At 63.7% G+C, this 24,724-nt stretch carries 25 protein-coding genes and 1 pseudogene; 6 read left to right on the top strand and 20 right to left on the bottom strand.

Going from position 1 to position 24,724, the window contains the following annotated elements:
- Positions 1 to 235: 235 nt before the first annotated feature.
- From tilS to tolQ, 9 genes are all read right to left on the bottom strand, one after another.
- Positions 236 to 1,294 (bottom strand): tRNA lysidine(34) synthetase TilS, encoded by a 1,059-nt coding sequence (tilS, locus tag GGD62_RS26990; RefSeq protein ID WP_183711142.1) that lies wholly within the window; start codon positions 1,292 to 1,294, stop codon positions 236 to 238.
- A gap of 77 nt (positions 1,295 to 1,371) precedes the next feature.
- A complete protein-coding gene (gene ybgF / locus GGD62_RS26985; protein ID WP_183711141.1) occupies positions 1,372 to 2,418 on the bottom strand; it encodes a tol-pal system protein YbgF in 1,047 nt (348 codons plus the stop codon).
- A 201-nt stretch (positions 2,419 to 2,619) separates the two neighbouring features.
- Positions 2,620 to 3,108 carry a peptidoglycan-associated lipoprotein Pal gene (gene pal / locus GGD62_RS26980; protein ID WP_018317777.1) on the bottom strand — a complete coding sequence of 163 codons (489 nt, stop codon included), beginning with the start codon at positions 3,106 to 3,108 and terminating at the stop codon, positions 2,620 to 2,622.
- A gap of 321 nt (positions 3,109 to 3,429) precedes the next feature.
- Positions 3,430 to 4,155 carry an N-acyl amino acid synthase FeeM domain-containing protein gene (locus tag GGD62_RS26975; protein WP_018317776.1) on the bottom strand — a complete coding sequence of 242 codons (726 nt, stop codon included), beginning with the start codon at positions 4,153 to 4,155 and terminating at the stop codon, positions 3,430 to 3,432.
- 190 nt (positions 4,156 to 4,345) lie between these two features.
- Positions 4,346 to 6,676 carry a bifunctional diguanylate cyclase/phosphodiesterase gene (locus GGD62_RS26970; RefSeq protein WP_018317775.1) on the bottom strand — a complete coding sequence of 777 codons (2,331 nt, stop codon included), beginning with the start codon at positions 6,674 to 6,676 and terminating at the stop codon, positions 4,346 to 4,348.
- Between the two features lie 252 nt (positions 6,677 to 6,928).
- Complete coding sequence (gene tolB / locus GGD62_RS26965; RefSeq protein WP_177237051.1) at positions 6,929 to 8,275, bottom strand: Tol-Pal system beta propeller repeat protein TolB; 1,347 nt, start codon at positions 8,273 to 8,275, stop codon at positions 6,929 to 6,931.
- A 41-nt stretch (positions 8,276 to 8,316) separates the two neighbouring features.
- Entirely contained in the window at positions 8,317 to 9,276 is a 960-nt protein-coding gene (locus GGD62_RS26960) for a protein TolA (protein ID WP_179739004.1), read from the bottom strand.
- Between the two features lie 4 nt (positions 9,277 to 9,280).
- A complete protein-coding gene (tolR, locus tag GGD62_RS26955; RefSeq protein WP_018317772.1) occupies positions 9,281 to 9,730 on the bottom strand; it encodes a protein TolR in 450 nt (149 codons plus the stop codon).
- Between the two features lie 43 nt (positions 9,731 to 9,773).
- Positions 9,774 to 10,490 (bottom strand): protein TolQ, encoded by a 717-nt coding sequence (gene tolQ, locus GGD62_RS26950; RefSeq protein ID WP_018317771.1) that lies wholly within the window; start codon positions 10,488 to 10,490, stop codon positions 9,774 to 9,776.
- A gap of 412 nt (positions 10,491 to 10,902) precedes the next feature.
- On the opposite strand from tolQ, the gene GGD62_RS26945 reads away from it, so the two are divergent.
- Entirely contained in the window at positions 10,903 to 11,421 is a 519-nt protein-coding gene (locus GGD62_RS26945) for a DUF2231 domain-containing protein (RefSeq protein ID WP_183231684.1), read from the top strand.
- Between the two features lie 112 nt (positions 11,422 to 11,533).
- Here the strand turns inward: GGD62_RS26945 and GGD62_RS26940 are convergent, their stop codons facing one another.
- The gene (locus GGD62_RS26940) at positions 11,534 to 11,791 is read right to left on the bottom strand and encodes a hypothetical protein (RefSeq protein ID WP_018317768.1); all 258 of its coding nucleotides are present in this window, start codon (positions 11,789 to 11,791) and stop codon (positions 11,534 to 11,536) included.
- A gap of 128 nt (positions 11,792 to 11,919) precedes the next feature.
- Positions 11,920 to 12,684: a serine acetyltransferase gene (locus GGD62_RS26935; protein WP_183711138.1), complete on the bottom strand. Its 765-nt coding sequence runs from the start codon at positions 12,682 to 12,684 to the stop codon at positions 11,920 to 11,922.
- A 322-nt stretch (positions 12,685 to 13,006) separates the two neighbouring features.
- On the opposite strand from GGD62_RS26935, the gene GGD62_RS26930 reads away from it, so the two are divergent.
- A complete protein-coding gene (locus tag GGD62_RS26930; protein ID WP_018317766.1) occupies positions 13,007 to 14,170 on the top strand; it encodes an acyl-CoA desaturase in 1,164 nt (387 codons plus the stop codon).
- 89 nt (positions 14,171 to 14,259) lie between these two features.
- On the opposite strand, the gene GGD62_RS26925 is transcribed toward GGD62_RS26930, so the two are convergent.
- From GGD62_RS26925 to GGD62_RS26895, 7 genes are all read right to left on the bottom strand, one after another.
- Positions 14,260 to 14,961: a peptidoglycan-binding protein gene (locus GGD62_RS26925; RefSeq protein ID WP_018317765.1), complete on the bottom strand. Its 702-nt coding sequence runs from the start codon at positions 14,959 to 14,961 to the stop codon at positions 14,260 to 14,262.
- A gap of 107 nt (positions 14,962 to 15,068) precedes the next feature.
- Complete coding sequence (locus tag GGD62_RS41710; RefSeq protein ID WP_183711136.1) at positions 15,069 to 15,962, bottom strand: peptidoglycan-binding protein; 894 nt, start codon at positions 15,960 to 15,962, stop codon at positions 15,069 to 15,071.
- 403 nt (positions 15,963 to 16,365) lie between these two features.
- On the bottom strand, positions 16,366 to 16,857 hold the full coding sequence (locus GGD62_RS26915; protein WP_018317763.1) for a DUF2852 domain-containing protein: 492 nt from the start codon (positions 16,855 to 16,857) through the stop codon (positions 16,366 to 16,368).
- Positions 16,858 to 16,978: 121 nt separating this feature from the next.
- A complete protein-coding gene (locus tag GGD62_RS26910; protein WP_018317762.1) occupies positions 16,979 to 17,731 on the bottom strand; it encodes a TetR/AcrR family transcriptional regulator in 753 nt (250 codons plus the stop codon).
- A gap of 129 nt (positions 17,732 to 17,860) precedes the next feature.
- Complete coding sequence (locus tag GGD62_RS26905; protein WP_018317761.1) at positions 17,861 to 18,226, bottom strand: YciI family protein; 366 nt, start codon at positions 18,224 to 18,226, stop codon at positions 17,861 to 17,863.
- A gap of 58 nt (positions 18,227 to 18,284) precedes the next feature.
- Positions 18,285 to 18,689: a YciI family protein gene (locus GGD62_RS26900; protein WP_179738990.1), complete on the bottom strand. Its 405-nt coding sequence runs from the start codon at positions 18,687 to 18,689 to the stop codon at positions 18,285 to 18,287.
- Positions 18,690 to 18,815: 126 nt separating this feature from the next.
- The gene (locus tag GGD62_RS26895; RefSeq protein WP_183711134.1) at positions 18,816 to 19,181 is read right to left on the bottom strand and encodes a nuclear transport factor 2 family protein; all 366 of its coding nucleotides are present in this window, start codon (positions 19,179 to 19,181) and stop codon (positions 18,816 to 18,818) included.
- A gap of 314 nt (positions 19,182 to 19,495) precedes the next feature.
- Here GGD62_RS26895 and GGD62_RS26890 point away from each other — a divergent pair.
- The 4 genes and pseudogenes from GGD62_RS26890 to GGD62_RS26875 all read left to right on the top strand — a co-directional run bounded on the left by GGD62_RS26890 (position 19,496) and on the right by GGD62_RS26875 (position 23,556).
- Positions 19,496 to 21,159, top strand: a pseudogene (locus GGD62_RS26890) (PAS domain-containing protein).
- Between the two features lie 174 nt (positions 21,160 to 21,333).
- Entirely contained in the window at positions 21,334 to 22,122 is a 789-nt protein-coding gene (locus GGD62_RS26885; protein WP_183711132.1) for an SDR family NAD(P)-dependent oxidoreductase, read from the top strand.
- A gap of 89 nt (positions 22,123 to 22,211) precedes the next feature.
- On the top strand, positions 22,212 to 22,649 hold the full coding sequence (locus GGD62_RS26880) for a hypothetical protein (RefSeq protein WP_018317756.1): 438 nt from the start codon (positions 22,212 to 22,214) through the stop codon (positions 22,647 to 22,649).
- 544 nt (positions 22,650 to 23,193) lie between these two features.
- Positions 23,194 to 23,556, top strand: a complete 363-nt coding sequence (locus tag GGD62_RS26875) for a hypothetical protein (protein WP_183711130.1) — start codon at positions 23,194 to 23,196, stop codon at positions 23,554 to 23,556.
- A 109-nt stretch (positions 23,557 to 23,665) separates the two neighbouring features.
- On the opposite strand, the gene GGD62_RS26870 is transcribed toward GGD62_RS26875, so the two are convergent.
- Both GGD62_RS26870 and GGD62_RS26865 read right to left on the bottom strand, forming a co-directional pair.
- Positions 23,666 to 24,079: a VOC family protein gene (locus tag GGD62_RS26870; protein ID WP_183711128.1), complete on the bottom strand. Its 414-nt coding sequence runs from the start codon at positions 24,077 to 24,079 to the stop codon at positions 23,666 to 23,668.
- A gap of 30 nt (positions 24,080 to 24,109) precedes the next feature.
- The gene (locus GGD62_RS26865) at positions 24,110 to 24,649 is read right to left on the bottom strand and encodes an SRPBCC family protein (protein WP_183711126.1); all 540 of its coding nucleotides are present in this window, start codon (positions 24,647 to 24,649) and stop codon (positions 24,110 to 24,112) included.
- Between the last annotated feature and the right edge of the window lie 75 nt (positions 24,650 to 24,724).

Below are 24,724 nucleotides of genomic sequence, written 5' to 3'. Positions count from 1 at the left end.
GGCCTCATCCTTGGGCTCTACGAGGAAATCCCCAAGGAATCCTCATCGTTAGACGCATACAATTTAGGTGCCGCCCCGGTCGCTGCCAAGGGAACGAGATGGGACTATTTATCCCATCTTAGAGCGATTCCCGCTGAAATAATGGCGACCTGACCGGGGTTTTTCCTGCCTGGTTAAGGTGTCCTGACGGCACGGGGCCGAATTGGCCGGTGTCATGATCCGCCCACGCCCGCGCCTATCCGCCCTTGCGACGCCGGGCCGGCGCCGGTGCGATGTGGATACGCCCGCCGGCAAGGCTGATCAAGGCTCCCGCAAGGGTCTGCCTCATGGCCAGACGGCCGTTTGCGCCTGCGCGAGGGCTTGCGGCGATGGCCTGGTCGAGCACGGCCAGGAGAGATTCAATCTTGCCGAGTTCCGCCGGCCCTTCATGCCCGAGCGCGTTGATGGCCCGCAGCAGCAGCCGCAGCCGGACCTCCTCCGGCAGGCCGGCAAAGGTCGCGGCCTCGAAGCTTCGAACGCCAGCCTGCGGCGCATCGCCGCGATCCCGCAAACGGAGGAAGCGCTCGGCGCCGTCGGCCAGCACCTCGACCGCCGCATTGGCCCGCGCCAGCCGGGCCGCGAGCCGCACCAGCGTGCGGGCATCGCCACCCTCGGCCGCAAGCAGCGGCAGCAGCGCGCGCAGCCGCGGCCGGGTGAAGGCGGTGTCGCGGTTGGTGGGATCGTCGGCAAAGCCGATCCTGGCCCGCCTCAAGGTCGCGATCAGCTGCGCCTTCGGGACCTCGAGCAGCGGACGCGCCAGCACGATCCCGTCGCGCTCGCTGAGGGAGGCCATTGCCGACAGCCCGGCAAGTCCGCTGCCGCGCAACAGGCGCATCAAGAGGGTCTCGGCCTGGTCGTCGCGGGTGTGAGCGGTCAGCACATGGCTCGCGCCGACGGCACGCGCGGCCTGCGCGAGCAGGCGGTAGCGCGCCTCGCGCGCCGCCGCCGGCAGTCCGGTCTTCGGCTTTGCGCCGCGCCAGCGCAGGGTCCGGTGCGGCAATCCGAGCTCAGTGGCGAGCCGCTTGACCTCGCGCGCCTCACGCGCCGCCTCTCGCCGCAGGCCGTGATCGATCGTGACGACGGTGAGACGCGGGCCGCGCGCAAGACTGCGCTGCCAGCGCGCCGCGAGCCACATCAGCGCGACCGAGTCCGGCCCGCCCGACACGGCGAGCACCAGCGCCGGCGCGCGCTTCAGGCCGGCGAAGAGCCGCCTCGCCTCGCGTGCCGAGATCGGAGAATTGTCATCGTCTGACATGACGCGGGCCCTGACTGCCGCAGGCGGATGGTTACGATGTCTAGCGCAGCACCATCCGCATTGTCAGGACCCCGACGTCAGCACTTCACCCGTTTCTGCTCGCGGTCGACGGCGGCTTTGACGCCGGCGGAGGCGCGCGGATATTTGCAGCCGACCTCGCCGAAGGCGGCGCAGGCGGCCTCCTTCTCCTTCAGCGCGGCGAGCGACTGGCCGAGCCGCAGCAGCGCATCCGGAGCCTTGGCCGATTTTTCGTATTTGGTGGTGACGGCGAGGAAGGCTTCCGCGGAGTCCCGATATTGCTGGCGCTGGAAGTAGCTCTCGCCGAGCCAGTATTGCGCGTCCCCGAGCAGCGGGTCGCTCGGATATTTCTGCGTGAAGTTCTTCATGGTCTGCTCGGCGAGCGCGTAGTCCTTGCGCTGCATGTAGCCGATGCCGAGGTCGAACTCGTCGCGCGGCGTCGCCGAGGGCGGCAGGGTGGTCAGGCCAGCGCCGCCAGCCGGCGGCGGATAGCCGGATTGGGCCGGCGGATAGCCGGGCTGCGCGGCCGGGGGAGCGGCCTGCTGCTGATAACGGGGGCCGGTGTTGGCGAGATCGAGCGGCTCGCCGGCGCCGCGGCCGCCTGGTGCTCCCGACGGCATCGGCTGCGGGCCGCCGCCGAGCGCGCGCGGCGCACCGGGCGCGTTCGGGTTCTGGCTCGGATCGAAGGCATCGCCGCGGCGACGCGTGCCGGGAGCGCCGGGCGCCGGCTGCTCCTGAATGATCGGCGCCGGAGCGGCGCTCTGCGGCTGCTCGTAATTCGGCTGCACGGCCTGCTGCTGCGGCTGCTGGCGATAGCCGGGCGCGACCTGACCTGGTCCGACCTGGGCGGGCGGCATCGCCGCGACGTTGGGCGCCTGTCCGGGCGCGCCTTGGGCGCCGCCCTCGAGCGCCCGCAGCCGCTCTTCGAGCTGGCGGTTGCGGTATTGCAGCTCTTCGTTCTGGCCGGTGAGCTGGCGCAGCTGGTTCTCCAGCCGCTCGATCCGCATCTCGGGATCATCATCGGTCTGGGCGAAGACGGGCGTGCACAAGGGGAGCAGCGCGGCGATGGCCACGGCGCCTGTAAAGACCTTAAATCTGGATGACATCTTGCCCTGACGACGAAAGCGAAATGGCCTGCGACGGAACATGCGACGCGCCACACATTGAAGGGGAGTACGCCAAAAATGTGTCTGGCACCACGGGGATTCTGTCACGGATTGCTGAAACGAAACCGGCGCCCGAGAGGGCGCCGGCATAATCGGTCTTGGAAGATGAACGGCGCCTGACTGAGAGCCAGTATCTCGGCGTCAGGAGCTCGCGTTCAGCACGGTGACGGCACGACGGTTCTGCGACCAGCAGGAGATGTCGTTACAGACGGCGACCGGCCGCTCCTTGCCGTAGGAGATCGTGCGCATGCGGTTCGGATCGATGCCGCGCGAGGCGAGGAACGAACGCACCGACTGGGCACGGCGGGCGCCGAGCGCGATGTTGTATTCGCGGGTGCCGCGCTCGTCGGCGTGGCCTTCGACGGTGAAGCTGTAGCGCGGATAGGTCTGCAGCCACTGCGCCTGCTTCTCCAGGGTCACGATCGCCTGCGGGGTCAGATCGGTCTGGTCGCTTTCGAAGAACACGCGGTCACCCACGTTGACGACGAAATCCTGCTGACTGCCAGGCGTTGCCGCATTGGCCATCGCATCCGTCGCAGCATTCTTGTTGGCGCAGGCGCCCATCGACAGCGCGACGGCGAGCACCGCGACCAGCTTCAATCCCTGGAGGATACGCATAGGATGTTTCATTCCGGAGCCTCCACGCTCACGTTAGTCCACTGCTGTCCGGTCTACAGGGGGTTGGTTAAGCGAACGTTCCGTCAACCTTGACGGAACCTTGCCTCAGCCGATCAAATGCCCCCAACCAGCGAAAAGCACCCGTCATGGTTAATGGGTTGTAAATGTGGCGCGAGGGTGAAGGCAAGTCGCACCGGCCGGCAAAAACGCCGGCTTTCGCCTGAATTTTGGGCCCAGGACGTGATGCGTGGCGACGCGCGACGGGTAAGGGGTGACGGGCAAAAGGCCGAGCCCAGGCTCAAACCTGGCGCCGCATCCGCGCCACCGCCGACTTCAGGCGTGCGCGGCGTCCGCCACGAGCACCGGTCGCTGCGGCACCTGGCGCTGGCCGCCGCGCCCGAACAGCATCCGCCGCTCGAACGCGGTCGACCGCATGATCGGATAACGCTCGAACACCTTCTTGCGGAAGGTCGGGAAGTCCGCGGCCATCAGTCCGAACGGCTTGGTGAGGCCGGGAACCAGGCGGGGCTCGGCGATGGTCTCGTGCAGGAACACCCGCCGGTAGAAAGCCTGATGCTCGGGACGCACGATGGCGAGACCGAGATCGGCATTGAAATGCTCGCAGGCCATGTACGCGAGACGCGTCGTCAGATAGGGCAATTCCGGAACCCGCTTGACCTGGTCGGGATCGGCGACGAAGCGGGTCGGGTCGATCATGACCTCGCCGCGGTCGAGCCGCGGCAGCAGGATGTCGGGGAAGACATCGGCCGAGGTGGACTCGCGCCATTCCGATGTCAGCACGCTGATGCGCACCGAGCTGCAGAGCTCGCCATGGAGATAGACGCCGAAGGTCCACGCGTTCGGCAGCTCGTCGTAGCGGTCGGTCACCCGCGCATCGGCGGAGGGCTTGACCGCGCCCTCCCGCAGATAGGCGCGGTAGCGGAGATTGTAGATCTCCTCCTTCTCAGCGACGGTTTCCGCAAGATGATAATCGACGTCGGTCAGAAGCTCCGCTCCCCGTCCAACAGCCGAAATGACAGATCTGGCTGAGGACTGCATTCCAACTCCTTACCCACACTCACGTCGCGACATTCAAAGGCAATTCCCGCAAGACAACTTGCGCGCGCGCCATGATTTATTAACACCTTCTTAACAAGTATGCAAAGCAATCGAACGGTTAGGGTTAACCACCGTAGCACTACGGTACCCTGCAACAGCCTGAAATGTTGGGACGTTTTGAGAAACGGACTTAAGCGAAGGAGCGCGAGCTGGCGACGTGGAGCTGGCCTTCGCCGCGCCGTCCATGCGAGGCGTTGAGCAGCTGGCGCATCCGCACGGCGGGCACCGGACGGCTGAACAAATAGCCTTGCGCCTCGGAGACGGTGCCGTCGGCGCTGATCAGATCGAGCTGCTCATTGGTCTCGATGCCTTCGACCACGACGGCCATGCCGAGATCGGCGGACAGCCGCGCCACGCCGCGCAGCAGCGTCAGCGGGCGGTCGGTGTCGATGCCTTCGAGGAAGGATCGGTCGATCTTCACCTTCTGCATCGGGAAATTGTGCAGATAGCTGAGGCTGGAATAGCCGGTGCCGAAATCGTCGAGCGAAATGCGCACGCCGAGCGCATGCAATTGCGACAGGATGTCGTGGGTCAGCTGGGTGTTGCGCAGCAGGGAGGACTCGGTGATCTCGATCTCCAGCCGATGCGCCGGCAGGCCCGACACCTCCAGTGCGTAACGGATTTCGCTCAGCACGTCGCGCTGGTGGAATTGCTGCGGCGAGAAGTTGACGGCGACGCTGACGCCCTCCGGCCACTTCATGCATTCCATGCAGGCGCGGCGCAGGATCCAGCGGCCGAGATCGACGATCAGGCCCATGTCCTCGGCGACCGGGATGATGTCGATCGGCGAGACCGTGCCGCGCACCGGATGATTCCAGCGCAGCAGCGCCTCGCAGGTGGTGATCTTGCCGGACTTCAGATTGACCAGCGGCTGGTAGAACAGCTCGAATTCCTCGTTGGCGAGCGCCTTGCGCAGGTCGAGCTCGAGGATGCGGCGGGCCTCGACGGTCGCCGCCATCTCGTCGCGGAAGAAGCAGAAGGTGCCGCGGCCGTCGGCCTTGGCGCGGTACAGCGCCATGTCGGCATTCTTGAGCAGCGTATCGGCACTGGCATCGCCCGGCGAGGTCAGCGCGATGCCGACGCTGGCGCCGATCTCGACCAAATGATTGTCGATGCGGTAGCGCTCGCTCAGCCGCTCGACGATGCGGCGGGCCAGCGCGGCGGCGTCCTCGGGCGAGGAGATGTTCTGCTGGAACACGACGAATTCGTCGCCGCCGAAACGGGCGACGAAATCTTCGGGGCGCAGCATCTCGCGCAGACGGTTGGCGACGGCGCACAGCAGCTGGTCGCCGCAGGGATGACCGAGCGTGTCGTTGACCTGCTTGAACTGGTCGAGGTCGACGAACAGCAGTGCGGACAGCCGCTCGGCATGATGCGAATTCTTCAGCAGCCGCTCGATCTCGTCGTGGAAGCTGACACGGTTGGGCAGCGCGGTGAGCTCGTCATAACGGGCGAGATGGCTGATGCGGGCTTCCGCATTGGTGCGTTCGGTGATGTCTTCCAGCAGCAGCACCGTGCCGCCGCCGGTCATCGGCTGGAACGTCCAGGCCAGGGTGCGGCCGCGCGAGGAATCCGGATCCGCGGTGACGATCTCGCAGATCCGCGCATGCTCGATCTCGGCCAGGATCTGATCGCCGCTCTCCGCCGAGATCGACCCGGCGGAAACGCAGGCCGCCGCGATATCGGCGGCGGTGGCGCCGCGCTTGACGAGGTCCTCGGGCAAGGCCATCAGCTCGCCGAAACGATGGTTCATCACCGCAAGGCGGCCGTCGGCGCGGAACATGCACAGGCCGTGCGGCATGTTGTTGAGCGCGGTGTCGAACTGGCTCGCCAGCGCGGATTCGCGGAAGCTCGAGGTCAGCGCCTTGACGAAGATCGCATGCAGGCTGAGGTTGATGTTCTTCAGCCCGATGAAGAAGAACACCAGCAGGATGGCAAGACCGATGTGGTAGAAGCCGCCGTGCAGCAGCAGGGCGAGCGACATCGGACCGCAGGCCAGTGCGACGTGCCACTGGATCACCCGGGGCTGCCCGTAATTGCGGGCGGCGCCGCCCGCGGTGTAGCCGATGCCGATGGCGACACAGAGCATGTCGGCGACCGGATCGTTGTTGTTGTAGATGACGACGAAGGCCCACACACCGAGCACCGCTGCATAACTCAGCGCGCCGATCCAGTAACGCGGCTCCAGGTGCTTGGCCTCTTCGAATGACAGCACCTGGGTGCGGTTTTCATATCCGCGCATCTGGAACGCGCGCGCGGTGCCGATAGCGATCAGCAGAAACGCGAGCGGCCACAGCCAGACATCGCCCGTCTTCAACGCAGTCATCACCGCGGCCACGGCCGCGGAGGCCGAGCCGAAGAAGATCGCCCAGAAATTCTGCACCATGGAGTTGATGAGAGCGGCGTAGAGTATCGGCTCCAGCTCGTCTCGATCACTCTGCTTCTGGTCGGCCAGTTGCATTGGCTTGTTACGCGTCCTGTTTGGCGCGTAGTCTTACCCAGCCCAGATGAAGTCTTTCTGAGGGAACATCGTTAAAGTCGAGTTGTTTTTCGGTATCAGCGAACCGATTTCCGCTTAAATATCAAGCAACTAGGCAAGCCTTGCCGGGCACAAGGTGAAGGAAAGTTTGCTTGGCGCCGAGAAGTCGAAAAAATCGGCGCGTTTTTCGACAACATCGCGCGTCTGAACGCGCGATGTTTTAGCGTTCTCTTGTCAGCCCGCCGTCGAGGACAGCAGCGGCGACCATGCGGGGTCGGAGGCGAAGCCCGGCGTCGGCACCTTGAGCTCGTTGCGGCCAGAGATGTCGACGCTGTACAGCGACGGCCCGCCACTGCCGCCGGGATCGCGGAAGAACATCAGCACCCGGCCGTTCGGCGAGAAGGTCGGCCCTTCGTTGTGGAAGCCCGAGGTGAGCAGCCGCTCGCCGGAGCCGTCCGGCTTCATGACGCCGATCGAGAACTGTCCGCCGCCCTGCCTGGTGAAGGCGATGTAATCGCCCTTCGGCGACCACACCGGGGTCGAGTAGCTGGCGTTGGTATCGTCCTTGGAGAAGGAGATGCGCTGCGCCTGTCCTCCGCCCGCCGCCATCACGTAGATCTGCGACCTGCCGCCGCGATCGGACTCGAAGCAGATGCGGGTGCCATCCGGCGAGTAAGACGGAGACGTGTCGATCGCCGGCGTGTCGGTGAGGCGCGTGGTCGAGCGCGAGCGCAGATCCATCACGAACAAATTGGAATTGCCGCCCTGCTGCAAGCTCATGATGACGCGCTGGCCGTCCGGCGAGAAGCGCGGCGCAAAGGTCATGCCCGGGAAGTTGCCGACGATCTCGCGCTGGCCGGTCTCGATGTTGAACAGATAGACCTTCGGATCGCCCTGGCCGAACTCCATATAGGTGATCTCTTGCGAGTTCGGCGAGAAGCGCGGCGTCAGCACGAGGTCGGAGCCGCGGGTCAGGTAGCGCACATTGGCACCGTCCTGGTCCATCATCGCGAGCCGCTTGACGCGGCGCTCCTTCGGACCGCTTTCGTCCACGAACACTACGCGGCTGTCGAAATAGCCTTTCTCGCCGGTCATCCGCTCGTAGATCTGGTCGGAGATGATGTGGGCGATGCGGCGCCAATATTCCGGCGAGGTGAAATATTGCTGCCCGGCAAGCTGCTGGCCGGAGACCACGTCCCACAAACGGAATTCGGCCTTCAGCCGTCCGTCTGACTGCCGCGTCATGCGGCCGGTGACGAGGGCCTGCGCGTTGAGGGTCTTCCAGTTCTGGAATTGCGGCGCGACGTCGATGTTGCTGATGCGCTCGATGAAGGCGGCCTGGTCGATCGGCGCGAACAGGCCCGAACGCTTGAGATTGTTGGTGATGACCTGCGTGACGCCGTTGCCGACGTCGCCGTCGGACGGCGAGCCCGGCACGAAGCCGGTGATCGCGATCGGAATCGGCTGAAATGCATTGGGGTCGATGCGGATGCGGCCGTCCTGGCCTTGAGCGAAGGCACGTCCGCCCCCGAGCATCGCGAGCGTCGATCCGGTCAGGGTCATGAAGCGGCGGCGGTTCATCGATCGGACGTCATTCATTGCAAAATTCTTTTGTTCGGATGTCACAACATATCTTTCAGGCCGAAAGTCATCGGAATGAGCTTCCAGCTCTCGTACTGCTGCTTCGGCATGAACGAGTAGACCTGGCACTGCACGATGGCGCGCTTGGCGCTCTCCGCCACCGCCTGGGCGATCGACCGCGACGGTCCCCTCACCGCGACCACGATGGGCTCGGACGCCAGCGATCCGTCGATCTTCATGGGAATGTCGATGTCGGCTTCGTACTGGTCGGCATCCTGCCCGTTATAGGTCGGCGTGAAGCAGCGCTTGACCGCGCCCTGGAACGCACCGCGCCATGTCGCAACGTTGTTGGCAGCAGTCCCGGTCGCCGATCCCAGCGAGGCCGACGCGTTCAGCGCCGTTCCCGTGAGCTCGTGCCGGGTCGCGGCGCGCTTGTCGAGGTCGCGCTGGATCTGCGCGGGATCGAAGCTGCGCTCCTTGGGCTTCGGCTGCTGCTGCGGCTGCACCGCCGCGACCTTCTGCTCCACGGGCTTGGGCGGCGGCTTCTTGGTCTCCAGCTTCTTCTGCAGCTCGGCGATCGGATCTTCCTTGGCCGGATCAGGCTTCTTTTCCTGCGGCTTCGGCTCTTCCTTCGGCTTCGCCTCGGCGACGGGCTTCGGCGGCTCGGGCTTCTTTTCCACCGGCTTCTCGACCGGCTTCGGCGGCGGCTCTGGCTGCGAATTGGTCTTGATCAGCTCTTTCTTCTCGGTGACCTTGCCGACGGCGTCTTCCTCCGGCTTGGGCTCGGCGATCTTCTCGACCTTGGGCTTGGGCTCTTCCTTCTTGCCGGTCTTCTGCCCGGCCATCATCTTCGCGAGCTGATCGGTGGAGATGATGTCGATCGGGAGCGACTCTTCCGGCGCGACGTAGGCCTTGCTGCTAAAGGTGACGAGGCCCCATCCCAGCACGAGGACATGCAGGGCAATCGACGCAACAAGTGTCTTGTCGACGTTCACCTTCACCGGCCTATCCCTGATCCGCTTCCGTGACGAGGGCGAGCTTCTTGAATCCGGCGCCGGACAACTGGCCCATCACCCTGGCCACCGTGCCGTAATCCGCCTTCTTGTCGGCACGCAGATAGATGCGCTCCTCGAGCCCGCCGCGCGCGTCGGTGATCGCCTTCAGCTTGGGCACCAGCTCGTTGATCGCGATCTCGGCGTCGTTGATGAACACCTTGCCCTTGATGTCGATCGACATCTGGATCGGCTTCTGGTCGTTGTTTTCGAGGCTCTTGGCCTGGGTCTGCGGCAGGTCGAGCGGCACGCCGACCGTCAGCATCGGCGCCGACACCATGAAAATGATGAGCAGCACCAGCATCACGTCGACCATCGGCGTGACGTTGATCTCGGCCACGACGGGCTTGCGCCGGCCACGGCGCCCGCCGCCTCCGGACGAACTCGCAACGTTCATCGCCATGATCGCGTGCCCAAATTGCCCTTCACACTATACATGCCGTCCGTCAGCCCCGCTCGTCGATCTGACGCGACAGGATGGCGGAAAATTCATCAGCGAAGCCCTCGAGCCGCTGGGCCTGCCGGTTCACCTCGGAGGTGAACTTATTGTAGAAAATAGTGGCAGGAATGGCGGCGATAAGGCCGACCGCGGTCGCAAACAGCGCTTCCGCAATACCGGGGGCGACGACCGCCAGAGAGGTATTTTTCGACGCCGCGATCGACTGGAAGCTCGACATGATGCCCCAGACGGTGCCGAACAGGCCGACGAAGGGGCCGGCGGAGCCGACGGTCGCGAGCACCAGCAGCCGGCGTTCCAGCCGTTCGACCTCGCGCGCGATCGAGACGTTCATCACCTTGTCGATGCGCATCTGCAATCCCGCGACCGAGCGGGCCTGGTTCTCGAACGAGCGCTTCCACTCGCGCATCGCGGCGACGAAACAGGCCGCCATGGAATGCGTCGGCTTGGCCGAGAGGGTGCGATAGAGCTCCTCGATCGATTCGCCGGACCAGAAGGCCTGCTCGAAACGGTCCATCGAGCGGCGGGTACGGGCAAACAGGAAGATCTTGTCGATGGCGATCGCCCAGACCCAGACCGAGCAGGACAGAAGTCCCAGCATCACCGCTTTCACGATCCAGTGAGCCTGCCAGAACAGCGCGATCAGCGACACGTCCGCGGAAGCGGCAACCGGAAGGGCTGACTGAGCCACGTCGGCCGGATTCATAAGCAGTATCCTCTCAAGGCGATCGTTACCCGATGTGCCGGCCAGCAAATGGCTGCCGGTTCCCCAATGGCCGCGCTAGAACCGGCGCGGCCGGCAAGCCCGCTCAAAGCCTTGTCTTTCTGGGTGCAGGGGCTCGTCCAAAGCCGGCCGTCTGCATTCCCTGCCAAGATGTCAAAACTATGGGCCTTTGGCCCCGGGCCTTGACGGGTCTCGGCTTCGGGCTTTGGGCGCGACTGTCCGCCCTTACCAGAGCCCGGCGTTGGTTAATGCGAGGTTACCGCAGGCAAATTTGGCTGCCGGAAAGGTAGGCCGCGCAGGCAGTTGGATCGGCTTGGGTCCGGACACTTGGTCCGGAGGAACCAGCCCTCGCCCGAAAAATTGTCCCAAAAATCACTTTCCGCGAGGTCCTGCCATGACCATCAACCCCAAGACGACCGCCGCGATCGGCGATCACCCGCTCCACCCCATGCTCATCCCGTTCCCGGTCGCATGTCTGGTCGGCGCGCCCATCGCCGATCTCGCCTTCATCGGAACCGGCGACAATTTCTGGGCCAGAGCCGCGATGTGGCTGATCGGGGCTGGCATCGTCATGGCGCTCGTCGCGGCCGTGGCCGGCTTTACGGACTTCTTCAGCGAGCCCCGCATCCGCCGCCTCAACGATGCCTGGTACCACATGGTCGGCAATCTCGGGGCGGTCGTGCTGGCCCTGATCAATTTCTACCTGCGCTACGCCCAAGGCGCCGAGGCTGCGATCAAGCCGTGGGGCGTGGTGCTCTCCCTGATCGTGGTCGGCATCCTCCTGTTCACGGGATGGAAGGGCTGGGAGATGGTCTACCGTCATCACGTCGCGGTGCTGGATGCGCCGGGCCAGACCAGCTCGGAGCCGATCACGCCCCAGCATGGCGGCGAGAGCCATCGTCGCGCCGCCTGAAACCAGCGATCGCGTTACGGGCGAGCTCGCCGGCGCAGGCTGAGCACATAGAGCCAGCCGCCTGCCGCGATCAGCACAGGCAGAACAAAGAGCGCAAAGTCGCGGAGCAGGATCATGGGTCCAGCCCCGCTTCCGCAAACGAAACAGCGCGCCCAAGCGCGAAGGCGGCAAGCTGATAGAGGGCGCCGCTGAGAAAGACGTGCCACGCACCGCTTTCCACGAACTCCTGATAGGTCTTGACCTCGGTCGGCCAACCATTGAGGAACGCGATCGCGACCGGCAGCAAGCATCCGAACCGTTCGAACAGGTCCGAGGCACGCGCAAGCAGCGCGATGCGCTGCCTGGTCTCCTTGCATACGATAGTGGTCATGGTCGTACCCGTCGGCGCAGGCGAAAAGGCGCCGTCTGGGCTTGGTCGGGCCTCATCGCGATTCGGTTCTAAGGCGCCTGTCTTTTTGCGCGGGCGCATGGATTGGAACGTCGCGCTCTCGGTGAGCGTCAGGCCGCGGAAGCGGGTTCGGGGCAGTTGGTCAGACGCGCGGGATTGCCGATTGCCGTGCAGCCGGCGGGCACGTCACTGATCACGACCGTCCCGGCGCCGATCTTGGCGAAATCGCCGACCTCGATGTCGCCGAGGATGGTCGCTCCGGAGCCGATGAAGACGCCGCGGCCGATGCGAGGCGAGCGCATCGGCAAGTCGCCATGGCGCCCGATGCTGACGTTCTGAAGGATGGTGACCTCGTCGCCGATCACGACATTGGCGCCGATCACGATCCCGGTGGCGTGGTCGAGATACACCGACGATCCAAGGGTCGCGGCGGGATGAATGCTGACCTGCAGGACGTTCGAGGCCTCGTTCTGCAACAGCAGCGCCGCGTCGCGCTGGTCATGACGCCAGAGCCGGTGCGAGACGCGCCAGGCTTGGAGCGCCAAATAGCCCTTGAAATGCAGCAGCGGCGGCAACAGGCCGGCGACGGCGGGATCGCGGAGCACGATCGCCTGCAAGTCGCGGCCGGCCGCTTCGATCAATTCCGGCGCGCCACGAAAGGCGTCGATAGAAAAGGCCATGAAGCGTGCCTGTTCGGCGGCGTTGCCGCCAAGCCTGCGCCCGATCAGATCGGCCAGAGCCGCGGCAAAACTATCATGCGCCAGCACCGCATCGGCAAGCGACTTGCCGAAGACGGGATCGGATGCGCACACACGCTGCGCCTCCGCGCGTATATTCTGCCAGAGACGATCATTCGTTGCGGTCGCAGCTGCCATCAAGGCCGCCTCCGGTGCTTTGGTGCTTCCTTCACGTGTCGAATATAGGCTGCGGGCAACCCGCGCGCCACGCGGCGGCCGCAATGACTACCTGAGCACCATGCCGCAGCTCCCCGTGGGGCTACGAGCTTGCATGCCAGCCATCCGCGACCATATAGTCAGTCGAATTTTCGGCCGACGCTGCTTTGGCCGGGATGATCACGCAAAGCAGCTCGCTCAAGCCCCGCGGTGGTCCGCCACCCGCGGGTTTTTCGTACCCGGCAGCCCTCAATGCTGCCGATGCAAAATCCCGGATCCCCGTTACCTGAGGTCACGCTGAAACATGTTGCCCAACGCGCCCGCCGACGACCACCACGACGACGTCATGTACCCGTCCGCCATACCGTTCGTGCTGGTCCATCTCGGTTGCTTTGCGGCGATCTGGTCAGGCGTCACGTGGCAGGCCGTCGCGATCTGTGGGGCGCTGTATGTCGTGCGGATGTTTGCGATCGGGGCGGGCTATCACCGCTATTTCTCGCATCGGGCTTTCGCCACCGGCCGCGTGTTTCAGTTCATCCTGGCCTGCCTTGCGCAAAGCACCGCGCAGAAGAGCGTGTTGTGGTGGGCGGCCAAGCACCGGCATCATCATCTGCATTCCGACACCGAACTGGATGTGCATTCGCCGCGGCAGCGCGGTTTCCTGTACAGCCATCTCGGCTGGATCTTTTACCGGGAGCACGACGGGACTGATCTCGTGAAAGTCGGCGATCTCACGGTCTTTCCCGAGCTGATGTGGCTGCATCGGCTGGAGCTGCTGCCGGCCTTCGTGCTTGCAGCGCTCTGCTTCATGGCGGCGGGGTGGTCGGGTCTGATCGTCGGCTTCCTGTGGAGCACGGTGCTGGTCTATCACGCGACCTTCTGCATCAATTCGCTGGCCCATGTGCACGGACGCAAGCGCTACGTGACGGGCGACGACTCCCGCAACAACTGGCTGCTGGCGCTGCTCACTATGGGCGAGGGCTGGCACAACAATCACCACGCCTATCAGAGCAGCGTGCGGCAGGGTTTTCGCTGGTGGGAGATCGACGTCACCTATTACGTGCTGAAGGTGTTGTCCTGGTTCGGAATCGTCTGGAACATGAAGGCGCCGCCCGAACAGGTGCTGCGCAACGAGCAGCCGCTCGGCGCCCGCGTCATCAATCGGGCCGCACGCGAGCTTGCCGGGCGGTTCGACGCGCCGAAGCTTGCCCATGCGATCTCTTCGGCGCTGCACCGCGCCGACCCGACCCAGCTGCAGCTGCCGACGCTGCACGACATCCTCAATCGCGCGCATGACGGCGTCGACGCGCTGACACACCTGCATCTGCCGAAGATACCGACCCGCGAGGAGTTTCTCGCCGAGGCCAAGGCGATGTTCGCACGAACGCGATCGCTCAACGAGATCGTGGATCACGCCTACGAACACTTCCTGGCTTCGGTTCACGCGCAGCTCGCCACCGCGCGCTGAAGCCGGCGGTCATGCGATGCAGCCCGGCGCGCGTCATGGCGCCGGGATGCTTCCGTCGCGCGCGCGGCAGGTGAAAATCCCGCCGATCCCTAGAGTTCGATCTTCAACCGTTTTGCGGTCTGCGGTCCTACCTGTCCGTCGACAATGAGTCCTTTGGTCGCCTGAAACGCTGCGACCGCCGCCACCGTCAGGTCATTGTATTCACCGTCGATCGGCCCCGGATTGAATCCCAGCTCTTTCAAAGCGCGTTGAATGTCCCGAATGACGGACGCCTTCATGTTCGGCTGCCCAAGCGCATACAGCTGGCTCGGCTCAGCCAGGTCGAGTGCTCCACCCGCCGCCCCATACGTAAAGTTCGGCAGCAAGACGCCGGTATCCCAATTCCGGCCCGACACCTTGCCGCGACGAACGCCATAAGCGGTGCCCATCGCCTCCACGGTGCCGCCCTCGCCGTCACAAACGACGATGTGCCCCATCATGCCCGGTCCGGGCGGGTAGCGGAGAAGAATGCCGCCCACCGTTGAAGCTGCCTGCCGCCACGGCACGCGCTTTCCGAGTTTTTGTGAATCGCTCTTCCAGGCGCCGGTATAGGCTTCGACCGTTGCAGGATTGCCGTTGTCGTCGACGCATCCGTACAGGATGCCACCGACCTGATACACCAGCCAGGACATGAACTCCGCGCAGTCCCATGGACCGTGCCAGTTCTTGTTGTTCTTGGGAACGCAGACATTGACGTATTTCTCGCCGATGCGGGACTCGGCCAGCTTCAGCATCTTTTCGCCGTCGGTCATGCTCAATTCCTTCTGCGCAATGAACTTGCTAAAATTCGGCCCTCAATAATCGAGACATCTATTCGCGAAGCTCCGGCGAACTTCGCGCGTCAAAAGGCGGCACGCTCTTAGGGGCGCTCTGAAGCCGTCCGGGAATTCAGGCGGAGATTCAACGCCGCCTGCGTCACCACGCCTGCATTTCCATCGACCGGGATCTTGGCGTGGTTTTGAAACCACTCGACCGCCTGCGCCGTGGCGGGACCATATCGTCCATCCACGACAAGCGCCGGCTCAGCCCCGAGATCGTTCAGGGCCTCCTGAAGCTCGCGCGTTTCATCCGAAGTGGTTGCGGCTTTCCAGGCCACCTGGTTCGCGCCGCTCTTGCCTACTGCGCTCCACACGATCTCGAAGAGCTCCGTGCGTCCGCTCAGGCCGTTGTAACCACCGTTGATGAGCCGCGTGATCGTACGGATGTCGTTCCGATCCGCATACGCGTTCAGGCCTCCCTCATTCCATTCGTGCAGGGCGGGAAGCAGAGCCGCTTCGGGTGAGACAATCAGATCCGGGTTATTGTAGAAGTCCACGCCTGCGAGCTTGCCCATGCGCAGGTAGTTGGCGCCGCCCGTCGTCTGCAACAGGCCGCCGCCGCGATATTTGTATCCGTCTCCGGGCTTGCTGTTGCCGAGCTCCTTCGCCTTCTTCGGATTACCCAGTCCATAGACGCGCTCGGCCAAGGCACGATCATTGTTGAGATATTGATCGACCTCGTCGGGCCGGATGGCCGCGCTATGATGGCCGATGCCGAAAATCTCGAGAAGTCGCGCCGAGGTTTTGTATTTGAGGCTCTCGAATAGAACGGTACCGCGGCCGGTTTCATATAGCGCCTGAGCGAGGAAGTGCGCGATGCGAAGCGGAGTGTTGATCTTGAAGCGGTCGAAGATTTCGTCGCCGTCTTCAAAAGCCTTGAGGTAATTGGGATAGCAGCGAGGGGCTACCTTCCGAACGATCGTTACGATCCGCACGAAAATACTCCCTAATAATATTCAGCCAAATATCATCGAGTGAAAACGTACTTAGATTATGCATAGCACCCTTTGGTTGCAAGAGAAGATTCGATTTCTGGACAGGCCGCATTGCACCAGTCAGGGGGCATTTTGCAGCAACGTCCGGTTTAGTTACGACCAGTTGTTGCTGCCATAAATTACAACCCGATCTTGAGACAGGGCTAGGCCCGGCACGACGAGCAATGCGAACAATGATGGCGGCCGAAACCGGCCAACGCCTGCTCTCTCTCGCGCGCGCGAGAGATTGAACCCAAAAACCAAACCGCCCGCCTGCGGGTTGCGCAGACGGGCGGCTCGGGGCCATCAGGACTTTGGGGGCATGCGCCTGAAGGCTTTGAGAGGTGTCAGTCAGCCTTGAAGGTCAGCCCTGCTGCTGGTCGGTCGGCGGCGGGGTCGGACGCGTCTTGTGCTGCGCCATGAACTGGTCGAACTCTTCCTTGTCCTTGGCGTGACGCAGACGGTCGAGGAAGTTCTTGAACTCGACCTGCTCCTCCTCGAGCCGCTGCAGCGTCTCGGTGCGGTACTCGTCGAAGGCGCGGTTGCCGGAGGACGGGGGGCCGAAGCCAAAGCCGAAGCCGCGGCGCTCCATGCGGCCGCGCATGCGGTCCATCTTGTACTGCATCTTTTCCATCTTGTTCTGCCAGCGATCTTGGTGGCTCCAGCACGACATTCTTCTGCTCCCGAGTGTGAAAAAGAGAAGGGCAAGTCCGATCGGCCACCAGATGATGAAGCCGAGGATGGTCACGGCGATCCAGCCGGGATGCCAGGGCGTATCGAGCATGCGGGGACGTTCGTACTGTTGGTATTGGTCCGAAGGGCCGCGCCAGCGATTAACGTCAGCGGTATAGGCCATTTCCCATCTCCATCACGGCACCAGCGCCGTTGTGAATGTAAATAACATTTACATAGCTAGACCATCCCGCGATTTTGTCAAGCTGGCCGCCAGACACGCCCGCGTGATCATTTGCGTAATTTTATTTCGGCTTGCCCCAAGGACCACCTGGAGTGCCGCCGGGCGGCACGCCTGAACCGGAGGGCACCTCCGGGGGCACCGGCGGCGGCTCGGCGCCCTTGCCCGCAGGACGACGGTCGGTCGGGAAGCCGAGGCCGCGCAGATAGATCAGCACCTCGGCCTCGAGCAGTTCGTCCGGCGACATCGGCAGTTTTCGTCGCGCGGCGTCGCCGCGGGAGAACAGCGAAGCCACGCCGTGCGCCATCGACCAGATGTGCAGCGCCATCATCATCGCCGGCGGCCGCGGCGTACCCGGCGGCGTCAGCGCCGCGAGCCGCTCGGCTGCAGCGCGAATGATGTTGAAGGCGCGTTCGCTGGCGGCCTGAAGCGCGGGATTGGCATCGACCGGCACGCCCGATTCGAACATCGCGTTGTAGAACGCGGGCTCCTCACGGGCGAAGGCGAGATAGGCTTTGCCGACGCGCTCGAACGCGGTGACCGTGTCGGGGCGCCCGTCGTCCCAGGCCGCGGTCAGGCGCTGCTCGAACTGCTCGAAGCCGCGCTGGGCGATCGAGGACAACAGCTCGTCACGGTCGCGGAAATGCCGATAGGGCGCCGCTGCGCTTACGCCGGCCATGCGTGCGGCATCGGCGAAGGTGAAGCCGGCCGCGCCCTTCTCGGCGATCAGCCCCAGGGCGGCCTGCAACAGGGCTTCCTTCAGATTGCCGTGGTGATAGCCGCGCTCGGCGCGGCGCTGCTCCTTGCGCCAGCTCATGTGAACGATCTTTACATGAGCCGGCGCTGAAGGTCACTAGCAGGAATCGGGCGTGATTAACCCCGTACTTTCACGGGCGATGCCGGGCCGGAGCGACGGCATCGCACCCGGAATTGGCCTCGTCCGCAGCTACATCTGCGGAATCGGCAGCACGGGCATGACCTCGATCGCCTCGCCCGGGAAGATCGCAAAATGCGGATGGTTCTCGAACAATTTTGCAGCTTCCTCCTGCGAGGCAGCCCGCACCACCGTAAAGCCGGTCAGCGCATTGCTGATCTCGGTAATGCCGCGTCCGTCGATCCGGCGGGTCTTGCCGAGCGGGCCGCCCATCTCGACAATGACGTCCTTATGCTTCTCGACCCAGCCGTGCCAGGCGGCCATGCCCTCGCGCTCTTTTGCCTTCCGTTCCGCCTCGGGCATCGCATGCCAGGCCTTCATCTTTTCGCCGCTCATGCTGCCGAGATAGACGGCGAGGAATTTGTGTTCGGTGCTCATCGGTTCTCTCCTTGTTGATTGACTGACGACAGACGCGATTTCATCGCGATCGCTGTGGCTACCTCTTCAGGTCGCCGAAACCGGCCGCGGCCTCCTGCACGTCGGGCGGAAAGTCGCTCATCTCCTGGACTTGCCGGATCTCGATGATCTCGTTGGCCGAAGCCGGACACTTCTTCGCCCAGGCGATCGCCTCGGCGCGCGAGGCGACCTCGATCATCCAATAGCCGCCAAGGACTTCCTTGGCTTCAGCGAATGGGCCGTCGGTCACGACAGGCTCGCCGGTCGCAAACGAAACCCGCGCGCCCATCGAGGGCGGATGCAGGCCATCGAGCGTGATCAGCACGCCCGCGTCCTTCAGCGCCTCGTTATAGCGCATCATCGCCGCGACGCGTTCGGGATCGAGCTGGACGTCCGGCGGCGCGGCCTCGTAGCCGAGCGGGATCATCAACATCATGAATCGCATGGGTCGTATCCTGGCTTCTGCGGTGGTTCCGGGATGCGCCGTGAGGCGCAGGCCCGCTCGCCTTCAAGACGAACGAACCCTCACGGAACCGACACGTCCGCGGAAATAATCTGGAGGGCCCCGGCCCTAGCGCGGCTGCGGCAGGAAACGACCATCCCGCCGGGCAGCGCCGAAATAGACATCGATGCGCCGGACCTTGCCGCCTGCGAAGGTGAAGAACTCCGTGTTGCGAAAACTCCTGCCATCTGTCGCAAGGCAGAGATAAGTGACGAAGGCCTCCTCGCCCCGGACGAAGATGCGCTCGATGTCATGCCGTGCGATCCAGCCGCTGTCGCTCCAGCAGCGTTCGAAATAGGTCGGCTTGTCCAGGTCGTCGTCGAACGGGCTGGTGAAGCGGAAATCGTCGGCCAGTGCGTCGGCGACCCGCTGCCGGTCGTTGGCGAGATAGGCGGCGAAGAGGTCTCGGATCAGGCGTTCGCGGTCGTCGGGCATCAATGGTCTCCGCAGCGAGCATCTTGTTGAAGACGGTTCGCCCTCGACCGCGCCGACACCGCCATGCGAGGCGACGCGAAAAAATATCTCGGCTGCGCCCCCGTACAAGTACGGCTCCGCGTTGTGAACTCCACCGTGCATATAAACCAAGAGCAGCTGTCAGTTGAAGTAGTTGGCTATTGCTCGTGAAATCGCGGAGCTCGTCGCGGCGTGTTCCGGAATTTACCGATGCTCAAGGATAGCATGCAACTTTCAGCTCAGGGGAAACGGAATGGCGATCCTGTCGGATCGCGTCCGAGCATTGCGGGGCTTACGTGTTCAATTTCCTGAGCAAGAAGGTCAGGCACGCCATCGCGGAGGTCGAGGCGCTCGACCGGTCGCAAGCCGTGATCGAATTCGGTCTCGACGGCACCATCCTCGACGCCAACGAAAACCTTCTCAAGATGAGCGGCTATACGCTTGCCGAGATCAAGGGAAAGCATCACAGCATCTTCGTCAACCCGGCCGAGCGCGAGAGCGCTCGCTACCGCGATTTTGGGCCAGCCTGAACCGCGGGGAATTCCAGACCACGCAATACAAGCGTTTCGGCAAGGGCGGCAGGGAAGTCTGGGTCCACGCGTCCTACGCCCCGCTACGCGACGAAAACGGCAAGGTGGTCAGCTTCATCAAGTTCGCCACCGACATCACGGCCTATAAGATCAAGGCCATGGAAGAGTCCGGCAAGATCGCCGCGATCAACCGCGCGCAGGCCGTGATCGAGTTCAACATGGACGGTACCATCGTCACCGCCAACGAGAATTTCCTTGGCGCGATGGGCTATTCGCTCGATGAGATCAAGGGCAAGCACCACTCCATGTTCGTGACACCAGAGGACCGTGCGAGCCCGGCCTATGCCGCGTTCTGGGCCAAGCTGAACCGTGGCGAGTTCGAGGCTGCCGAATACAAGCGGCTCGGCAAGGGGGCTAAGGAAATCTGGATTCTGGCCACCTACAATCCGATTCTCGATGAGAACGGCAAGCCGTTCAAGGTGGTGAAGTTCGCCACCGACGTCACCGCGCAGAAGATGAAGGCGGCCGACAATGACAGCCAGCTCGCCGCGATCCAGAAGTCGCAGGCGGTGATCGAGTTCAACATGGACGGCACGATCTGCACTGCCAACGAGAACTTCCTGAAGGCGATGGGCTATCCGCTGGCCGAGATCAAGGGCCAGCACCATTCCATGTTCGTCGAGCCGAACGAGAAGAATTCGGCCGCCTACCGCCAGTTCTGGGAAGCACTCAATCGCGGCGAATACCAGGCCGCCGAATACAAGCGCATCGCCAAGGGCGGCCGCGAGATCTGGATCCAGGCGTCCTACAACCCGATCTTCGATCTCAACGGCAAGCCGTACAAGGTGGTGAAATACGCCACCGACATCACCGCGCAGGCGATCGGCCGCAAGAAGGCCGACAACGCGCGCGGGCTGATCGATGCGGTCGCGGCCGGCAGCGAAGAGATGAGCGCCTCGATCCGCGAGATCTCCGAGACCATGACGAAGTCGCGCGAGACGTCCAAGGTCGCGACCACAAGGGTCGAGTCCGCCGACCTCCAGGCCCAGAAGCTGACGGCCGCCGCACAGGCCATGAGCGGCATCGTCGAGATGATCTCGGGCATCACCAGCCAGATCAATCTGCTCGCGCTCAACGCCACGATCGAATCGGCCCGCGCCGGCGAAGCGGGACGCGGCTTTGCGGTGGTCGCCTCCGAGGTGAAGAATCTCGCGAGCCAGGCCAAGCAGGCGACCGACACGATCACGTCCGAAATCGACGCGCTGAACACCATCTCCGGCGACGTCGCGAGCTCCCTCACCGCGATCAAGGCCGCGATCGCAGGCGTCAACGAGTTCATCGCCTCCACCGCAGCCGCGGTCGAGGAGCAGAGCATCGTGACCGCGGACATGTCGGCCAACATGCAGCGTGCCTCGGCGGAGCTGGCGTAAGGACGACTTCCCCGCCATGTTTCGTCATCCTTCGAGGCGGCCGCCTCAGGGTGACGGATTTGGCATTTTTCCAGCTGCACGCAGCCCTCGCCTGCCCCTTCCTCGTCAGCACAAAAGCGCAGTAAAAGGAGCCTGCACTCCTGCGCCCATATGCTACTCGAGGACAATTCTCCCATGCCGCAAGCCCCGCAAAAAATCGCTCTCGTTACCGGAGCCGCCCGCGGCATCGGGCTTGCGACCGCGAAGAAGTTCCTGGCCGAGGGTTGGCGCGTGGCGCTGCTCGACATCGAGGGCGAGTTGCTCGGCCGGGCGGTCGCCGAAATCGACCAAGGCGAGGCAACGCTGGCGCTGACCTGCGACGTCTCGGATGCCGCCGCAGTGAGCGATGCAATGGAGGCGGTCGAGCGCCGGTTCGGCCGACTGGATGCACTGGTCAACAATGCCGGCATCGCGGTGTTCGCACCGCTGATGGAGACGTCCGAGACCGATTGGCGCCGCGTGCTCGAGGTCAATCTCACCGGCCCGTTCCTCTGCACCAAGGCCGCGGTTCCCTTGATGCGCGAGGGCCATGGCGGCGCCATCGTCAACATCACCTCGATCTCGGCGGTGCGCGCCTCGACGCTGCGCTCGGCCTACGGCACCAGCAAGGCCGGGCTCGCGCACCTGACCAAGCAGCTCGCGGTCGAGCTCGCCTCGCTCAACATCCGCGTCAACGCGGTTGCGCCGGGGCCGGTCGACACGGCGATGGCGAAGCAGGTGCATACCAAGGAGATCCGCGCCGACTATCACGACGCCATTCCGCTCAATCGCTACGGCCTGGAGGAGGAGCTTTCGGAAGCGATCTACTTCCTGTGCTCGGCAAATGCGAGCTACATCACCGGCCAAATTTTGGCCGTTGATGGCGGCTTCGATGCGGCAGGTATCGGCCTGCCCACGCTGCGCGGCCAGCGCCGCAACGGATAGGTCCGGAAATTGTAGGGTGGGTTAGCACTGCCGCTGCGCGGGCCGCTGGGCGTAACCCACCCTACGGAACCGATTTAGGTGGAGACTTCATGCGACGCATCTCTTTGCTCAACGCCCTGATGCTTGCATTCGCGCTGCTCGCCACCGCGCCGGCGTCCGCCGAAATCCGCATCATCCAGTCTCCCGGCGGACAGGTGGGGCCGTTCCTCGATTTGTTCGAGAAAGTGCGCGAGAGCGGCGAGCGCGTGGTGATCGACGGCCCCTGTCTGTCGGCCTGCACGCTGGTGCTGAGCATCGTACCGGGCGAGCGCATCTGCGTCACCAAGCGCGCCGTGCTCGGCTTCCATGCGGCACGTTCGGTCGACCGGCGCGGGCGCTTTTATGCCGAGCCGGAAGCATCGGTCGCGGTGCTTGCCGCCTATCCCGGCCCAGTGCGCGACTGGATCAGCCGCCGTGGCGGCCTCACCTCGCGGCTGCTCTTGCTCAAGGGGCGCGATCTCGCCGCGATCTATCCGCGCTGCCGCTGACGAATGTGGCAGCCGCCACGGATGTGACGTGAATGAGTTCTGTGAACCGCGTCGCGTCACATCAAAGGCATTTGGCTTGGCCGGCCCGAGGCCACACGGCAGGTTCCCTGTGTCGCACCCAATGTGCGCACCGGGGTCTCCACGCCATCACACTTTGGCTGCCGTCAATAAAGAGTCTGGATCACCGGCCCCAGCTTCATGCTGACGCAGATAAGCATCCCCCACAGGGCAAAATTGATCTGTAGCGCCGCCGCCATCGGTCGCTCCCCTTCCAAGTGACGTCCACCCCAGCTTTTTAGATTTTGTGATTCACCAATAGCGATTCTGACGTGCAGATTACAGCCCAATATTGCGTCAATTGTTGTGCGATGCAGTCCGCATGGTTTCACGAAGCGGCCTCACTGCTCCCGCAAAGTGATGCGAATCGTGAGTTCATTCCTCGGCCACGCCCGCCTTTTCGTTTGCCTTAAGTTCCATTTGACCGATGCCATGCAAGTTTCCCGTGTGGAAGCTTGCGCATTGCGCATCGAACTTTGGGTCCGGCATGATACGACGCGGCTTCATCTTGCTTACTTTCTGCACAGCGCTGCTTGGATGTGCAGTCGCATCGGCGCAGGAGCGTCGTCCGATCGCATGGGATGGCCTCGGCCAGGACCCCAACAAAGCCTCGCATCGCCCGCATGTCGCGAAGCGGCGCGCGACGAACCCCGCGCCCGCGGCAGTTGATCCCAATCAGGAACGGGAACGAGTGCTCGGCACCTTGCGGCCATATTCGGAGGCGTGGTGGGCGGTCCATGACGAGATCGAAGCCGAGAACGACAAGCAGCTCGGCACCAAGCTCGTGATCTGCCCTCGCTGCGTTCAGTCGCCGCAGCAAAGCGAGGACGTGACCGGATCGATCCGTTGAGCGAGCTCACGACCGATCCGGGTATGACGCGATAAATCCAGGCGTCCCCTCTCCCGCGACAGTGGAGAGAGGGGATCGCAATTCCACAGATCGTGCAGGCTCGCGCCTGTCACATTCCTTCGGCCGGGCAGTTCACCATCCAGGGAATGCCGAACTTGTCGACGCACATGCCAAAGCCCTTGGCCCAGAACGTCTTGCTGAACGGCATGGTGACGGTGCCGCCATCGGCGAGTGCATTGAACTTACGCTCGCCGTCCGCAGGGTCCTTGACGGTGAGCGAGATCGAAAAGCCTTGCGGCTTGGCGAAATGCTCCGGCGGCGCGTCGGAAGCCATCAGCACGCTGCCGTCGGGCAGCGACATCCGCGCATGCATGATCATCTTTTCGCGGCCGGGCGCGGCGGGCATGTCCGGCGGCGCGTCCGATGACCGCATCATGGCGTCGATCTTGCCGCCCAGGACCTTGGCGTAGAAGTTGAACGCAGCTTCGCAGGTGTCCTGATAGAACAGATAAGCGTTGAGCATCGTTTCTCTCCTCTTCGTTTGCAGTGAGGCTTATTGCTTCTCGGCCAGCTTCTTCAGGCTGGCGAGGCCGGCATCGAAATCCTTGCCGATCATGCTGTCCATGTTGATGAACACCTGCATGATCTTGGACATGAACGGAGCCGGACCGTACATCGCCCATGTGACCAGAGTAGCATCGCCTTGCGGCACAAAGGTGAACTCGGCGGTGTTGTGACCTTCGAACGGCCGCTCGAAATCGAGCTTGATGCGAAGCTTGGACGGCCCGGTCGCCTCGAGGATCTCCATGCGGCCGGCGCCGACATTGTTGTTGCCATCCCAAGCATAGGTCGCGCCCTTGCCTCCCTCAGATCCACCGAAGGTGCGCTTCATGGCGGGATCGCGGGTCTCATAGGGGGACCAGTTGGTCCAACGGCGGAAATCGGCGACCTGTGGATAGATCGCTCCGGCTGGCGCCTTCACCGCGAGGCTCCGCTCGACGCGGAAGGTGTCAGATTTTGTCAGGGCAAAGGCGAGGACGCCCGCGATTCCAATGGCGAGCACGACGGCGATGACGGCAATGGCTTTCAGCATGAAGGGGCTCCGTGGGTACGGGCTTAGGACGAACGGGAACGGCAGGAGCCGACAATTGCCGGAATGAAATTTTGC

This window comes from Bradyrhizobium sp. ERR14, from assembly GCF_014198235.1.
Classification (GTDB): Bacteria; Pseudomonadota; Alphaproteobacteria; order Rhizobiales; family Xanthobacteraceae; genus Bradyrhizobium.
Note: the sequence above shows the minus strand (reverse complement) of the source record. Positions and strands in the feature narration are given on the sequence as shown.

Excerpts from the sequence above, each read along its gene's own strand:
- tilS (WP_183711142.1), bottom strand. The coding sequence starts at position 1,294 with ATGTCAGACGATGACAATTCTCCGATCTCGGCACGCGAGGCGAGGCGG.
- ybgF (WP_183711141.1), bottom strand. The coding sequence starts at position 2,418 with ATGTCATCCAGATTTAAGGTCTTTACAGGCGCCGTGGCCATCGCCGCG.
- pal (WP_018317777.1), bottom strand. The coding sequence starts at position 3,108 with ATGAAACATCCTATGCGTATCCTCCAGGGATTGAAGCTGGTCGCGGTG.
- GGD62_RS26975 (WP_018317776.1), bottom strand. The coding sequence starts at position 4,155 with ATGCAGTCCTCAGCCAGATCTGTCATTTCGGCTGTTGGACGGGGAGCG.
- GGD62_RS26970 (WP_018317775.1), bottom strand. The coding sequence starts at position 6,676 with ATGCAACTGGCCGACCAGAAGCAGAGTGATCGAGACGAGCTGGAGCCG.
- tolB (WP_177237051.1), bottom strand. The coding sequence starts at position 8,275 with ATGAACCGCCGCCGCTTCATGACCCTGACCGGATCGACGCTCGCGATG.
- tolR (WP_018317772.1), bottom strand. The coding sequence starts at position 9,730 with ATGGCGATGAACGTTGCGAGTTCGTCCGGAGGCGGCGGGCGCCGTGGC.
- tolQ (WP_018317771.1), bottom strand. The coding sequence starts at position 10,490 with ATGAATCCGGCCGACGTGGCTCAGTCAGCCCTTCCGGTTGCCGCTTCC.
- GGD62_RS26945 (WP_183231684.1), top strand. The coding sequence starts at position 10,903 with ATGACCATCAACCCCAAGACGACCGCCGCGATCGGCGATCACCCGCTC.
- GGD62_RS26940 (WP_018317768.1), bottom strand. The coding sequence starts at position 11,791 with ATGACCACTATCGTATGCAAGGAGACCAGGCAGCGCATCGCGCTGCTT.
- GGD62_RS26935 (WP_183711138.1), bottom strand. The coding sequence starts at position 12,684 with ATGGCAGCTGCGACCGCAACGAATGATCGTCTCTGGCAGAATATACGC.
- GGD62_RS26930 (WP_018317766.1), top strand. The coding sequence starts at position 13,007 with ATGTTGCCCAACGCGCCCGCCGACGACCACCACGACGACGTCATGTAC.
- GGD62_RS26925 (WP_018317765.1), bottom strand. The coding sequence starts at position 14,961 with ATGACCGACGGCGAAAAGATGCTGAAGCTGGCCGAGTCCCGCATCGGC.
- GGD62_RS26915 (WP_018317763.1), bottom strand. The coding sequence starts at position 16,857 with ATGGCCTATACCGCTGACGTTAATCGCTGGCGCGGCCCTTCGGACCAA.
- GGD62_RS26910 (WP_018317762.1), bottom strand. The coding sequence starts at position 17,731 with ATGAGCTGGCGCAAGGAGCAGCGCCGCGCCGAGCGCGGCTATCACCAC.
- GGD62_RS26905 (WP_018317761.1), bottom strand. The coding sequence starts at position 18,226 with ATGAGCACCGAACACAAATTCCTCGCCGTCTATCTCGGCAGCATGAGC.
- GGD62_RS26900 (WP_179738990.1), bottom strand. The coding sequence starts at position 18,689 with ATGCGATTCATGATGTTGATGATCCCGCTCGGCTACGAGGCCGCGCCG.
- GGD62_RS26895 (WP_183711134.1), bottom strand. The coding sequence starts at position 19,181 with ATGCCCGACGACCGCGAACGCCTGATCCGAGACCTCTTCGCCGCCTAT.
- GGD62_RS26885 (WP_183711132.1), top strand. The coding sequence starts at position 21,334 with ATGCCGCAAGCCCCGCAAAAAATCGCTCTCGTTACCGGAGCCGCCCGC.
- GGD62_RS26880 (WP_018317756.1), top strand. The coding sequence starts at position 22,212 with ATGCGACGCATCTCTTTGCTCAACGCCCTGATGCTTGCATTCGCGCTG.
- GGD62_RS26875 (WP_183711130.1), top strand. The coding sequence starts at position 23,194 with ATGATACGACGCGGCTTCATCTTGCTTACTTTCTGCACAGCGCTGCTT.
- GGD62_RS26870 (WP_183711128.1), bottom strand. The coding sequence starts at position 24,079 with ATGCTCAACGCTTATCTGTTCTATCAGGACACCTGCGAAGCTGCGTTC.
- GGD62_RS26865 (WP_183711126.1), bottom strand. The coding sequence starts at position 24,649 with ATGCTGAAAGCCATTGCCGTCATCGCCGTCGTGCTCGCCATTGGAATC.